Annotated in this window: 16 protein-coding genes; 12 read left to right on the plus strand and 4 right to left on the minus strand. The window is 66.0% G+C overall.

Going from position 1 to position 11,694, the window contains the following annotated elements; genetic code table 11:
• Position 1 precedes the first annotated feature (1 nt).
• The 4 genes from CJZ98_RS11975 to CJZ98_RS11990 all read right to left on the minus strand — a co-directional run bounded on the left by CJZ98_RS11975 (position 2) and on the right by CJZ98_RS11990 (position 4,311).
• Complete coding sequence (locus CJZ98_RS11975) at positions 2-382, minus strand: hypothetical protein (protein ID WP_094591367.1); 381 nt, start codon at positions 380-382, stop codon at positions 2-4.
• A 104-nt stretch (positions 383-486) separates the two neighbouring features.
• Positions 487-1,179, minus strand: a complete 693-nt coding sequence (locus tag CJZ98_RS11980; protein WP_094591368.1) for a hypothetical protein — start codon at positions 1,177-1,179, stop codon at positions 487-489.
• A 287-nt stretch (positions 1,180-1,466) separates the two neighbouring features.
• Positions 1,467-4,097 (minus strand): primase-helicase zinc-binding domain-containing protein, encoded by a 2,631-nt coding sequence (locus tag CJZ98_RS11985; RefSeq protein WP_094591369.1) that lies wholly within the window; start codon positions 4,095-4,097, stop codon positions 1,467-1,469.
• Positions 4,098-4,107: 10 nt separating this feature from the next.
• The gene (locus tag CJZ98_RS11990; protein WP_094591370.1) at positions 4,108-4,311 is read right to left on the minus strand and encodes a ribbon-helix-helix domain-containing protein; all 204 of its coding nucleotides are present in this window, start codon (positions 4,309-4,311) and stop codon (positions 4,108-4,110) included.
• Between the two features lie 106 nt (positions 4,312-4,417).
• On the opposite strand from CJZ98_RS11990, the gene CJZ98_RS11995 reads away from it, so the two are divergent.
• From CJZ98_RS11995 to CJZ98_RS18350, 12 genes are all read left to right on the plus strand, one after another.
• Positions 4,418-5,848 (plus strand): DEAD/DEAH box helicase, encoded by a 1,431-nt coding sequence (locus CJZ98_RS11995; protein WP_157910971.1) that lies wholly within the window; start codon positions 4,418-4,420, stop codon positions 5,846-5,848.
• Between the two features lie 21 nt (positions 5,849-5,869).
• Positions 5,870-6,112: a type II toxin-antitoxin system Phd/YefM family antitoxin gene (locus tag CJZ98_RS12000; RefSeq protein WP_094591372.1), complete on the plus strand. Its 243-nt coding sequence runs from the start codon at positions 5,870-5,872 to the stop codon at positions 6,110-6,112.
• Complete coding sequence (locus CJZ98_RS12005) at positions 6,109-6,378, plus strand: Txe/YoeB family addiction module toxin (RefSeq protein ID WP_094591373.1); 270 nt, start codon at positions 6,109-6,111, stop codon at positions 6,376-6,378. Before CJZ98_RS12000 ends, CJZ98_RS12005 begins: the two co-directional genes overlap by 4 nt.
• Before the next feature lie 21 nt (positions 6,379-6,399).
• Positions 6,400-6,777, plus strand: a complete 378-nt coding sequence (locus CJZ98_RS12010) for a VRR-NUC domain-containing protein (RefSeq protein WP_094591374.1) — start codon at positions 6,400-6,402, stop codon at positions 6,775-6,777.
• Between the two features lie 303 nt (positions 6,778-7,080).
• A complete protein-coding gene (locus tag CJZ98_RS12020; protein ID WP_198537739.1) occupies positions 7,081-7,692 on the plus strand; it encodes an XRE family transcriptional regulator in 612 nt (203 codons plus the stop codon).
• A gap of 126 nt (positions 7,693-7,818) precedes the next feature.
• Positions 7,819-8,550, plus strand: a complete 732-nt coding sequence (locus CJZ98_RS12025; RefSeq protein WP_198537741.1) for a hypothetical protein — start codon at positions 7,819-7,821, stop codon at positions 8,548-8,550.
• Positions 8,547-8,792, plus strand: a complete 246-nt coding sequence (locus CJZ98_RS12030) for a hypothetical protein (RefSeq protein WP_094591378.1) — start codon at positions 8,547-8,549, stop codon at positions 8,790-8,792. The genes CJZ98_RS12025 and CJZ98_RS12030 overlap by 4 nt, the downstream gene beginning before the upstream one ends.
• Positions 8,785-9,378, plus strand: a complete 594-nt coding sequence (locus tag CJZ98_RS12035) for a hypothetical protein (protein WP_094591379.1) — start codon at positions 8,785-8,787, stop codon at positions 9,376-9,378. Before CJZ98_RS12030 ends, CJZ98_RS12035 begins: the two co-directional genes overlap by 8 nt.
• Positions 9,378-9,665: a hypothetical protein gene (locus CJZ98_RS12040; RefSeq protein ID WP_094591380.1), complete on the plus strand. Its 288-nt coding sequence runs from the start codon at positions 9,378-9,380 to the stop codon at positions 9,663-9,665. Before CJZ98_RS12035 ends, CJZ98_RS12040 begins: the two co-directional genes overlap by 1 nt.
• A gap of 44 nt (positions 9,666-9,709) precedes the next feature.
• Positions 9,710-10,471: a KilA-N domain-containing protein gene (locus tag CJZ98_RS12045; protein WP_198537744.1), complete on the plus strand. Its 762-nt coding sequence runs from the start codon at positions 9,710-9,712 to the stop codon at positions 10,469-10,471.
• Positions 10,471-10,707, plus strand: coding sequence for a helix-turn-helix domain-containing protein (locus CJZ98_RS18005; RefSeq protein WP_108723299.1), 237 nt, complete (start codon positions 10,471-10,473; stop codon positions 10,705-10,707). Before CJZ98_RS12045 ends, CJZ98_RS18005 begins: the two co-directional genes overlap by 1 nt.
• Before the next feature lie 195 nt (positions 10,708-10,902).
• Positions 10,903-11,694 (plus strand): hypothetical protein (locus CJZ98_RS18350; protein WP_198537746.1); only part of this gene is annotated, 792 nt, incomplete at its 3' end.

Consider the following 11,694-nt stretch of genomic DNA (forward strand, 5'->3'; position numbering starts at 1 on the left):
CTCAGAACGGCAGGGGCTGGGTCTTCGGGGGGCGGATGGTCCAGAAGGCGTTGCCGCGCTTCTCGGTGGCACTGCCCTGCTGAATCGCTGCTTCCTTGGCGGCCTTGAGCTGTTTCTCGATCTGCTGCACCGCCGCCGGGAAGTCGTAGGTCAACCGGCCCGGGCTGTGGGAGAAAGCCCAGTCGTTGTGGGAGAAGGAGGGATCCAGCTGGCCGCTGGCCATCGCCGTGTTGAGGGCCTCCAACAGCGGCTCGAGCTGCTGCTCCAGCTCCTTCTGCTGCGCCTTGAGCGCGGTGACCGCGTCCAGCAGGGCGTCGAGATCAGCGTCAGCAACCGCATCAGCGGCTGGCGCTGGGGAAGCAGCAAGCAGGAGGTCCGCCATCGAGGAGCACCAGAACAGTTGCTCGGATGATTCCAAGCCTGCTCAATCTAGCGGCCAGCACCTGCTAGCCAACCCATCGATTCAGCTCGCGGCTGCCCTGGCTCTCAGAACGGCCTGCGGGCTGAGCAGTAGCCGCTCCAGGCCGCAGCCCAGGCCGCCAGGCACTGCTCACGGCTGTAGAAGGTGCTGCAGGACGCTGCGCCGGGCTTGCTCCAGATCGTCTGGCCCAGCTCGTAGTGGTTCCCCTGAGCCGCCTCCAGCACCATGTAGCCACCGAGCTGGGCGGCAGTGGAATAAGGGCGGCCGTGGGCCGACAGGGTCTTGAGGTCGTAGAGCACTCGCACCTCACGGCCACGCCGCTCGCTCAGCGCCGGCGAGACGTAGGCGCCATCAAAAGCCCCGGCCACGTTGCGGGCCAGGCAGCAGGTGAGCCGTTCGCTGGCGATCACCTGCACCTCCTCCCAGAGCGGCAGTTGCAGCAGCGGCAGGATCCAGTCCCGGTACTGGTGATGGCCGCTCAAGGTCTCGGCTTCCAGCAGGGCCTCGCTGGCGCTCTTGCCCACCAGGAAACGGGCCTGGCTGTAGTGCTCCAGGGCCGCGTGCACCGTGGTGCCGCGCGGCTCCCAGATCGCCCGCTTGGCTTCGATTGAGCGCTTGGCGGTGTCGCTAAGGCCATGGGCCAGCACGCCGGTGATCGACACCGGGAACAGGTGATCGCCCAGCCAGTACCGGTGGGCTGTCTCATCCCGCCAAAGGCCGGGGATGGGCTCAAGCCAGGTGGATGTGGTGGTGGTCATGGCCGTTTCAGTTGTGACGCGGTGTGACGGTGGGCGTAACAGCCGAGATGGCCGGCCGGCAGTGGTTTCTGGGGGTGCCTGTAACGATGTAACCCTTTTTCAGATATAGAGGCATTAGCAAGCAGCAGTACCAAACCAAGAGGGTGTGCATTCGTCTTTGAATTCATAGGGGGCTCTATGTGCTCCCTGGAGCGTTACATCGTTACAGAGGCCTAGATCGCTTGCGGGGCAGTCGATCTGGGCGTTACCGCTGCTGTTATATCTGGCCGCTTTGTAACGGCTTTCGGTTACAGCACGCCCAGGGGAAGCGCAACGGCGCGGCTGACCATGCCGGCGCCACAGAAGCGCACCGGTCCAGCCCGTTGCGCACCGCCTAGGCGCAGCAGCACCACCGGCCAACTGTTCTGCCAGGCGGTATCAGCAAGAAACTGCTCGATCGCCTTGGCGGTGTTGCTCACCAGCAGACGCTCCTGATCCACCCGCAGGCCATGGCGGCCCAGGGTCTGGGCCGCCAGGCCCGGGGTCACGTCGATGCAGCTGCTGTGGCAGGCCGCCAGCTCTACCAGTTCGCCAATGGTGCGGGTGACGGGCTTGTCATCGGTCTCCACCCGCACCTGCCGCTGCAGGATCGTCTGGATGCAGCGGGCCTCGTCGGGCACTTCGGTGCTCTGGCTGTAGCTGTCCCAGTTGTGGCAGTCGATGCACTCCTCGGCCTCCTGCTGGCTGGGCACCGCATCGCTGAGCAGCGACCAAGCGCCGGCCATCAAGGTGCCGTACTGATCCCCCAGGCGCTGGGAGTCGAAGTGGCGGGCGGCAGCCGCGGAGAAGACCACGACTGACTGGCGGATCACCGGGATCAGCGACACGGTCCGGGCGATCAAGCGCCGCGCCAGCTGCGGGGTGATGTAGCGCTCAAGATCCCGATCGAGGCTCTGCCAGTGGGCCTCACGCTCCTCCTGGCCCATCTCGGTGGGGCTGCGGAGCGTCAGCTGCGCGAAGCGGCTCTTGTCGGCCCCCTGCTTGAGGGCGGTGGCGATCGAGGACATCAGGAACATCGAGCGCACCCGGTAGCGGCTCACATCGCCGCTGGGGGAACCCTTGAGCATCTCGGCGCTGCTCTCGCTGCTGGCCACTCGCGCCAACGAGAGGATCGCCTGCATCCGCTGCTGGTCGCCCTTCTCGTTGCTCTCCGCCTCATCGAAGACCACCGGCACGGCGTCTGAGCAGATGGTCTGGCGCAGGCCGGCCTCTGTCGTGGCGCCCGACACCGCCAGGCGCAGGTCGCCGAGCAGGGGCACCACAAAGCGATCGAGGATCTGGCTCTTGCCCGAGCCGGCACCGGCGGTGAGCCAGAGGTGGGGCCGCCAGCGCAGGGCTCCGCAGATGGGGGCCAGCACCACCCAGCCGAGCAGCAGGGTGCCGGAGGCGGGCACCTCCCAGCGGAAGCGGTTGGCAATGCCCACGATCACCGCTGCTTCGTCCACGGTCAGGGGCTGAACGCCGCAGGGCCCCTCCAGACGTTTGAGGCGCTGGTAGATGTGCCGTGAGCGGAACGGTGCTGTGATCGGCTGCTCCCCCTCGGGGGTGATCAGGCGATCGCCGAGGTGCAGCACGGTGCGGCCCTCATCCCACCAGGCCCCGCGGCCGCGGATGCGCTCCACCGCAAAGATCCCCATGGCGGCGGAGCTCTTGTGCAGATCGCTGGCCGCCGCCGGCCAGTTCACACCGGTGCGGCTGGGATACAGGGTCTCCCAGTACTCCAGCGGAGCCAACGCCACCAGGTGAGTAGCGGTGTGGCAGCCGCGGGGCAGGCGGATCACCTGACCGGTGCTGCCGGGTTGGTAGAAGTTCGCGTCGGCGTCGTACCCCAGGCAAAGAAAGGGTGCTGCCGGCATGGGGACTGCAGCCGCTGCAGGGGCAGGCGGTGGCGCAGCTCCATCACCGCTGCCATCGGCACCCGTCTCTGAGGGTGTCCATGGCTGGGCTGCTTTCGCCAGCTGCCGGGCGGCCTGCCGGGGCGTCCAGTCGGCATCCGCCAGGTCCCAGCCCTGCGGCAGGTCTGCTGGCAGCTCCACCAGCTGCAGCTGGCAATCGAGAGGGTGGAGCAGATCGGCCAGGCTCTGCATTGCAGCCTGGCCGGCCTCATCGCCATCGGGCCAGAGCGTCACCGAACGGCCAGCCAACGGCGTCCAGTCCGCCTTGGCGATCGCCTTGGCGCCATTGGCCCAGCTCAGCACCGCATGGCCTGGGAACAGGTGGGCAGCGGCATCAGCGGTGCCCTCCCCTTCCACCACCAGCACCGGGGCCTCGGGGCGCTGGAGCAGATCCGGCAGCCCATAGAGCGGCCTGGGTGTGGGCCAGTCGCAGGTGAAGGCGTCGCGGCGGCTGGGGCGATGCCAGTCCCCATCCAGCCAGACCCGATGCAGGAAGGCCTTGCCGCCGCTGCGCAGCCGGATCCGCTGGATCCAGAACAGCACCTCACCGGCGGCGTTCCGGTAGGACCACTGGGCGGTGGCCCCCCGGTTCAACGGCGGCGGCGGTGCATCGGCAGGAGGCTTCTCGGGCATCCGCCAGGGCTTGCCCTTGCGGCTGGAGCCCGCGCTGGAACTGGTGTCCTGCCCATCGGGCACCAGGCCAAGGAAGGCCTCCACCTGCCGGGCCGCCTCCACAAAACTCCAGCCCTGCCGGCGCATCAACAGGTCCATGCCGGAGCCGGCACCTCCGCGCTGGTCCTTGCCCCCGCATTGGTTGCAGAACCAGGAGCCGCTGCCGTCCTTGTCGTCAAAGCGGTAGCGATCCGTCCCGCCGCAGAGCGGGCAGGGCTGATGGCGATCGCTCAGCTCCGCGTCGCTCAGCCCTGCCAGGGCAGGAAGGATCTCCGGCCAGCGGCCCCTGGCCGCAGCAATGGCATCGGCCATGGGATGTCGCTCACCATCCCTGGCTGGCGACCGTCTGGTTGCCCGTAGACCCGCGATCAGGTGCGGGCACCAGGGACTCACGGTGGATCACCGCGTCGAGCACCTGGCGCAGGGCGGCTGAGCGACTCAGGGACCCGTGCCGACGGCGTGCATCCAGCCAGGCCAGTTGCTCTTGGGTGATCGAGACACTCACCGGCAGGGCGTAGTCAGACATGGGAACTCTGCTCGTGAACTACAGCCTAATGCCCTGGGCCAGCTCTCGCTAGGCTGAGCCATAGAAGGCCAGTGGCTAGCTCCTGTCCTGATCCCCTGTGATCCTGATGGCCCCGATCGCCCTGCGCGACTACCAGCAGCAGCTGCTGGCCGATCTCCGCGCCGCCCTCAAGATCCACCGCCGGGTCTGTGCCGTCATGCCCACCGGTGCGGGCAAGGGCCAAACCATCGGCGCCATCGTCCAGGGCGCGGCCGGCAAGGGCCGGCGGATGCTGTTGCTGGCCCACCGGGCTGAGCTGATCGAGCAGCTCAGCGGCACCGTGCGGGCGTGGGGACTGGAGCCGGATGTGATCGCCCCCGGCCTCCGGCTGCAGGGCCGGCAGGTGGCGGTTGGCTCGGTGCAGACCGTGGCCCGGCGGCTGGGGCAGCTGTCAGCGCCGGATCTGATCATTCAGGACGAGGCCCACCACCTGGTGGCCGGGAATGCCTGGGGCCGGATCATCGAGGCCTGGCCTGATGCCCTCTTGATCGGCAAGACCGCCACCCCGGAACGCCTCGACGGCAAGGGGTTGGGCGTGGAGGCCGGCGGCTATTTCGAGGCCCTGGTGCTCGGCCCCTCGGCCGCCTGGCTGGTGGAGCAGGGCTGGCTCGCCAGGCCCAAGGTCTTCTCCTGGCCTGGAGCCAGGAACAGCAAGCTGCGCCGCCGCATGGGCGAGTTCGACCTGGAGCAGGCGGCACGCGCCTACGGGGGCCGAGCCGCCATCGGCGATGCGGTATCTCACTACCAGCGGCGCCTGCACCCGGGCACCGCCATCTGCTTTTGCTGCACCATCGAGCACGCCGAGCAGATGGCCGCGGCCTTCCGCGCTGCGGGAATCCGGGCCGCCTCCGTTAGCGGCGGCACCCCAGCCGAGGAGCGCAAACGCCTGATCGCCGGGCTTGGCACCGGCGAGGTAGAGGTGCTCACCAGCTGCATGATCATTTCCGAGGGCACCGACATCCCCTCGGTGGGCGGCGCGATCCTGATGCGCCCCACCGCTTCCCTGAGCCTCTACCTGCAGATGGTCGGCCGGGCCCTGCGTCCCGCATTTGGGAAGCAGGAGGCGGTGATTCTTGATCACGTCGGCAACGCCCATCGCCATGGCCTGCCTACCGACGAGCGGGAGTGGAACCTGGCCGGCCGGCGCCGGCGGGAGGGCGTCTCGATCCCGATCAAGGACTGCCCGGTCTGCTTCTGCAGCTGTCCCAGTGCGGCGCAGGTCTGCCCCGACTGCGGCCACCTGTTCCTGGCCGACGAGCGCGATGAGCAGCGCCACGGGCTGCAGCAGCTCGATGGAGAGTTGGTTGAAGTCACGGGCTCAGCCCGCCACAGGCCACAGGCCCAGCAGCAGCGGCCCCAGCGCAGGCACCCGGCAGCTGGCTGCCGCACCTTTGAGCAGCTGCTGCAGCGGGAGCAGGAGCGCGGCTACAAACCCGGCTGGGCCAGGCATGTCTGGGCCGCTCGGCACCACAACAAGGCAAACAGCAGTACGCTTTGACGTACGGGTAAGAGCCATGCCATGACCACCGTGTCAGCCACAGAAGCCCGCAAACGGCTCTATGCCCTGATCGATGAGGTGGGGCAGTCCCACGAGCCGGTGCAGATCACCGGCAAGCGCAGCAACGCCGTGCTGCTGTCCCAGGACGACTGGCGCGCCATCCAGGAGACCCTGCATCTGGTCTCGATCCCTGGCATGCGTGAGTCGATCCTCGAAGGCATGGCCACTGAGGTGAGCGAACTGAGCAGCGAACCGGGCTGGTGAGCTGGACGGTCCTCTTCACCAAGCAGGCCCAGAAGGACGCTCGCAAACTCGCTTCCGCATCCCCTGCTCTCAAGCAGAAAGCTCAGGTCCTGCTGGACATCCTGGCCGTCGACCCCTATCAGCAACCACCTCCCTACGAGGCCCTGGTCGGCGATCTGCGAGGAGCCTGCTCACGCCGCATCAACATCCAGCACCGCCTCGTCTACCAGGTGCTGGAGGAGGAGCGGATCGTGAAGGTGCTGCGCCTCTGGAGCCACTACGAGTAGCCCCACCCGGCAACAGGAGGCATGGCCTCCTCCCCCAGCGAACACGAGATCCAGCAGCTCATCCGCCTGGCCTGCGGCCGCGGCGCGGTGCGGCTCTGGCGCAACAACACCGGCGCCCTGGTCGACCAGCAAGGGCGCTTCGTGCGCTTCGGGCTCTGCAAGGGCAGCAGCGACCTGATCGGGCTACGGGCCCTGGAGATCACGCCAGAGCTGGTCGGCCAGCGGCTCGCCCAGTTCGTCGCCCTGGAGATAAAGACGAGCTCCGGAACCGTCAGCCAGGAGCAGCAGGCGTTTCTGCGCCTCGTGCAGGAGCTTGGCGGAGTGGCGGCCGTGTGTCGCTCGATCGAGCAGGCCCGGGCGGTCCTGGACATCGGGCCTGCGGGAGGGCCAAGCGAATGAACAGGCCCGAACTCCGCAGGCAGCTGCAGGCCTTGGCCCGTCGTCATCCCGGCATCCACCCCTACACGCTGGCTCTGCGCTTCCAGGCCCAGACGGGCCGGGTTCTCACCGGCCAACAGGTCAAGCAGCTCTTGGCCGAGCCAGGAAACCACCGAAGGCAGGCTGCCAAGCTGTAACAAGCTCTGGCTTGCATTGCCAAGCAGCACTTAGGATTGGGCTATGGCACAAGCAAAAAAGCCCGTCAAGCGCACCTACCAGGCGGTCCTGGACTGGCAGGACGAGTCCCGCAGAGCCTTCGGGAAGATGCTGCTCAACTGGCGGCGCCGTAACGGCTGGACCCAGTACACCGCCTGCGAATGGGGCACGGAAGCCGAGTTTGAGGTGATCTCCTACGGCAACCTCTCGGTGATCGAGCAGGGCAAGGCCGGTGAGCTGCGCCAGAAGGCCTTCTTCCAGCTGGAGGAGCTCAACCGTCGCCTGGCGGAGAAGGACTGGGGACCGGTCAAGTCCCAGCGGTTGAAGGACCAGCTGAAGGACGCGGAGCCCCTGCGCGGCGATGACGACAAGCTCTGGGATGCCGTGGACTTCTGGAGCTGCTACATCGGCTATGTGCCGGTGCCCAGGGCCTTTCAAGCAGCGCCAGCGCCGACCCTGACGTCGAAGCGCGCCGAGGAGATCTGTCAGAAATGGCGCCAGCACGTGCGCCGCGTGATCAAGGATGGCGGCCTCGACGTCACCCAGGCCCTGGAGCAGCTGGTCAAGAGTGCCCCGAAGGAGCACCAGAAGCGTTTCTCGGAAGTGCTGGCCATCGACGACTACAGCTCGGTTGAGCTGGCTCAGCTCTGGGTGGATGGCGAGGACTTCCTGCCCGAGCAGTGGATCGGCGCCTGGGAGCAGAAAGCGCTGGGCGCCTGATCGGTCCGCTCCTGCGGACGCAGCCAGGAGCAGTCCGGACGATTGCGAGCAGAGCCTGGGGTTGCGCCTAGCGTTAGCAAGCCGCTAAGCTCAAGCCAGCGGGCACAAGCCCGGCTTTCAGTTGCCATGACGCAATCCCCCGCACGCGCAGGCGTGTCAACCGACGCCCTCGCGTTGCTCGACGAAAAGGGCAGCGCCGAGCGCGCCCTTACGGCCGCCCTGGCCTCGTTCCAGGAACAGGTGCAGGCCGTCCCTTCCCTTGATCTAGCTGCTGTGGTCGAAGCAGCCAGGCCAGCCTTTGCCTCAGGCATTGCCTTCAGCGCCCAGCTGGTTGAAATCCGCGGCCGCAACAAGTTGCGGGTCACCGTGATGCACGCTGGCGGTGCCGAGGTCACCAGCGAGGAGTGGGCCGACGAGGTCGACGACTTGCTGCGGGCCGCCGGCTGGATGCTGGCCATGCTGCTGGGCATCCCTTTGGCCAAGCAGGCTCGGCCTGTAGAGGCTGAGAAGGACGGACCAGCCGAACTCGTAGATGTGGTTGCCGTTGACGATTCGGCTCAGGCCTCTCCTTCTCAGCCGTCGGAGCAGGATCCCGCTCCGGCGGCTGACCTCGAGGTCGCCCTGGGGCCCCTGACACCCAAGGAGATCGAGGTCACCCACCAGCGGATCCTCGCCCTGCCGCAGGCAGCGCGTCAGGAGCTGACCAAGGCGTTCCGTGAACACTTTCAGGTGCCGCGCAATGCCCGCTCCATCGGTGATCGCATCACCCAGCACCAGCACGCCGCCTTCATCGATTGCTTCCTGGAGGAGTGCGAGGGGCACGGGCCTGATGGCGAGAACGAGCCGGACGAGCCATGAGCACAAGCCATCGCCCCCGGCTGCCCCGTCGCTACGGCGAGCAGCCCCGCTCGGTGGCCGGCCGCTATTTCATCCAGACACAGGTGCGCACCGACGTCTACCTGCGGGTCCGCGAGGTGATGGAGCGCCACAACCTCTCGGCCAGCGGAGCAGTGCATCACCTGCTGCGTGAGCGCTTTGGTTTGCCGCCCCTTCCCCCGTTCGATCAACAGCCCATTTCCACCGATTCAACCCATGGCTAAGGACATCTTTCGTACCCCCCTCGCCGAAGTGCGCTGGGCCCACCTGATCACTCCCCGGCACCAGCTCGACAAGAGCAAGCCCAAGGCCTGGACCGCCGATCTGCTGCTGCCCAACAGCGACGAGAAAGCCCAATCCTTCCTGCTGGCGATGGAGGACCAGTTCATCGCCCTGCATGGCAGCCGTAAACGGCGTGCCGAAAAGGGCTTCCCCTGGAAGGCGGACAAGGAGAAGTCCAGCGAGATCACCGTGGTGCGCTTCAAGGTGCCGCAGTTCCAGCGGCGCGATGGCTCCCTTTCCGAGGGGCCGCGCATCGTCGATGCCAAGAAGCAGCCCTGGGATGGGGCCGCCATCGGCAATGGCTCCAAGGTGATCGTCGCCTTCGACATCTACGACTGGGACGGCGAGAACGGCTGCGGCATGACCTTCCAGCCGCGTGCCGTTCAGGTCGTGGAGTTCGTGCCCTACGAGCAGGTCGACCCCACTGATGGTTTCGAAGAGCTCGATGGCTACACCACCGGTAGTGCCACGGAGACCGGAAGCACTACAGGTTGGGCCGTTGATGACGACGACGAGGCCCCCTTCTGATGGCCTCGCCGTACTTCACCAGCAGCCGGGGCGGTGGGCGCCGCCCCCAGCTGCCGGCCTTCTGCCGCACACGCCGGCCCACCACCGTCGCGGTTACGGCCAGCAGCCTCGTCGGGCTGCGTGGCCTGGTGCTGCTGGGGCTGGCGTTTCAGCTCAGCACCCTGCTGCTCGTACTCGCCGGGCCCGTGCCACCGCGGCCGATGGCCAGCACAAAGAGCGTCTTCCGCCCCGATGCCGGCAGTGATGCCGCTGAGCTCCCACCCGTCACACCGCTTTCAGACCGATGAACACCACGACGTCGTCGTCCCATTCCGCTGCATCTGTCGCCTCGATGAATCACCCCGCTCTGATCTCCCGCTCCTGGAACGGCACGCCGATTTCTCGGCGCACCACCGATGGCTACGTCAATGCCACCGCCATGTGCAAAGCCAATGGCAAGCGGTGGAAGGACTATCGCGAGTCCGACCGGTGCCAGCTGTATCTGGATGCCCTGGAAAGCGTGGCCGGAATTTCCGTCCACGCCCTCGTTGAGTCCCGATCAGGCGGCGCCGGCGGCGGCGGCACCTGGGTTCATCCCCAGGTCGCGGTCGATCTGGCCCGCTGGATCAGCGCGCCGTTTGCGGTGTGGATGGACGGCTGGTTCCTAGAGAGCGTTCAGCAGAAGCAGCTGACACCGGTGGAGACGACTGCCGTGCCCGGGCTCCGGGAAGCCGAGGTGATCACCCTGGTGGAGCGCAGCATTGGCTTGTTCGAGCGGCTGGGCGGGCTGGATCAGCGCGATCAGCTCCTGTTCAAGGACATCGTGCGCAGCAACGTGCTCACCGCGAGCTCGGGACTGCTGCCCGGCACCCAGACCGACGAGGAGCTCACCTTGGGGGATGCCTGGCTGGAGGTGTTCCAGCAAGCGCTGCCGCGCGGCCAGTTCTGCGCAGCCGGCAAGCTCATAGCCAGGGCCTACCGCGAGGAGTTCGGAGAAGAACCTCCTTGCCGCCAACAGTTTGTTGACGGGGCCCCGCGCCAGGTCAAGAGCTATCGCCGCTCCTGGTTGATCGAGACCCTCCAGCGCTTCCGCGCTCAGCTGGCAGGAGGCTGATGGACACCGCCACAACGCCAAACCGCCAGCGGGTCTGGGTCACGACGGCAGAAGCCTGCACTGCCCTGGGGATGAGCCGCGAAACCCTCCGCCAGCTGCGGCTGCGGGGGGTGCTCCAGCCAGGCAAGCACTACCGCCGCTGGGGCTGCACCCAGGGCCGGGGGCCGCTGCAGTGGCACCTGGAGAACGTGGAGGCCACGATCACCGGCTGGAGTCGGCGAAACCTGCGGGGTTAGCAGCGAAGCACCGCCCATCCCACAGACTCGGTCCATGCCCGTATTACAGCCAAGAGGCTAGAAGTCGCGCCATAAGCATGGGTGGTCATGCAGGGATCGGCCGCACTACGGCCAGCCTTGCCAGGCAACAATTCATTCCGATGACACTGCTGATAGGGGATAAACAGCTAGAAGTGGAGTGAGACACATCAGCCGATGAGTAGCAAAAGACACCTGTTGGCGGCGCTCATTTGCGTCCATGTGATGCTGCCGACCACGGTGGTCGCCAACGCTCCTGCCAGGGATGGCGAGGTAATTGACTATGTTGATCTGAATATCAGAGACTTTAAGGCAAAAACGTTGCCTTTCTCGAAGGTTCTGCCCTCAACAGCTGAGATCGGGCAAAAGGTTCTTTTTGATCAGGCTTATAGAGGCAGGCTTTGCTTTATTTCCTGTCATTTTTATGACGGTTGCACCTCGAAGTGGAGCCAGTACTACCTAGATCTGCAGCCGTACGAGAGCACGTGCTTTGCGCTGGCAGGTGGTTGCAACACCATTACGTTTCCAAGGCCTGACCCCCGAATAAGGGTCAGCGTTGGTGGCCAAGAGTTTGAGGTTTCGATGATTGACGAAGGTCGCTATCGCTATTACTTGCCACTAGCGCTAAGGCAGGCAATAGCTGCTAGCGAGAGCACTCCCGTCATCATCAAGACGACATGGGACAAATACCAAGACTACAGGGTTGGGGATAGGTCGAGGAGGCTGTTGGGAGCGGTTCTCAACCGAAATGATGAGATTGAAGTTCCGCGCTCAGCGGGGCCGTCAGCTACAAGCATTGAAGAAAAGTTGAACGAGCTCAAGGTTCTTAGAGATAAAGGCCTAATTGATGAGGGCGAATACAATCGCCTTAGGGAGACCCTGGAAAACCCAGGCCATCCGCGCGACAATGGCTCAGTGATCACAGGCAAGGACTGGGTTGATGGGCGGCAAGCAGCTCGGTTTCTCGGA

Source organism: Vulcanococcus limneticus LL (assembly GCF_002252705.1).
GTDB classification, from domain to species: domain Bacteria; phylum Cyanobacteriota; class Cyanobacteriia; order PCC-6307; family Cyanobiaceae; genus Vulcanococcus; species Vulcanococcus limneticus.

What these genes read in the sequence shown, in the direction of transcription:
- CJZ98_RS11975 (WP_094591367.1), bottom strand. Translation starts at nt 382, where the DNA reads ATGGCGGACCTCCTGCTTGCTGCTTCCCCAGCGCCAGCCGCTGATGCG.
- CJZ98_RS11980 (WP_094591368.1), bottom strand. Translation starts at nt 1,179, where the DNA reads ATGACCACCACCACATCCACCTGGCTTGAGCCCATCCCCGGCCTTTGG.
- CJZ98_RS11985 (WP_094591369.1), bottom strand. Translation starts at nt 4,097, where the DNA reads ATGGCCGATGCCATTGCTGCGGCCAGGGGCCGCTGGCCGGAGATCCTT.
- CJZ98_RS11990 (WP_094591370.1), bottom strand. Translation starts at nt 4,311, where the DNA reads ATGTCTGACTACGCCCTGCCGGTGAGTGTCTCGATCACCCAAGAGCAA.
- CJZ98_RS11995 (WP_157910971.1), top strand. Translation starts at nt 4,418, where the DNA reads ATGGCCCCGATCGCCCTGCGCGACTACCAGCAGCAGCTGCTGGCCGAT.
- CJZ98_RS12000 (WP_094591372.1), top strand. Translation starts at nt 5,870, where the DNA reads ATGACCACCGTGTCAGCCACAGAAGCCCGCAAACGGCTCTATGCCCTG.
- CJZ98_RS12010 (WP_094591374.1), top strand. Translation starts at nt 6,400, where the DNA reads ATGGCCTCCTCCCCCAGCGAACACGAGATCCAGCAGCTCATCCGCCTG.
- CJZ98_RS12020 (WP_198537739.1), top strand. Translation starts at nt 7,081, where the DNA reads ATGCTGCTCAACTGGCGGCGCCGTAACGGCTGGACCCAGTACACCGCC.
- CJZ98_RS12025 (WP_198537741.1), top strand. Translation starts at nt 7,819, where the DNA reads ATGACGCAATCCCCCGCACGCGCAGGCGTGTCAACCGACGCCCTCGCG.
- CJZ98_RS12030 (WP_094591378.1), top strand. Translation starts at nt 8,547, where the DNA reads ATGAGCACAAGCCATCGCCCCCGGCTGCCCCGTCGCTACGGCGAGCAG.
- CJZ98_RS12035 (WP_094591379.1), top strand. Translation starts at nt 8,785, where the DNA reads ATGGCTAAGGACATCTTTCGTACCCCCCTCGCCGAAGTGCGCTGGGCC.
- CJZ98_RS12040 (WP_094591380.1), top strand. Translation starts at nt 9,378, where the DNA reads ATGGCCTCGCCGTACTTCACCAGCAGCCGGGGCGGTGGGCGCCGCCCC.
- CJZ98_RS12045 (WP_198537744.1), top strand. Translation starts at nt 9,710, where the DNA reads ATGAATCACCCCGCTCTGATCTCCCGCTCCTGGAACGGCACGCCGATT.
- CJZ98_RS18005 (WP_108723299.1), top strand. Translation starts at nt 10,471, where the DNA reads ATGGACACCGCCACAACGCCAAACCGCCAGCGGGTCTGGGTCACGACG.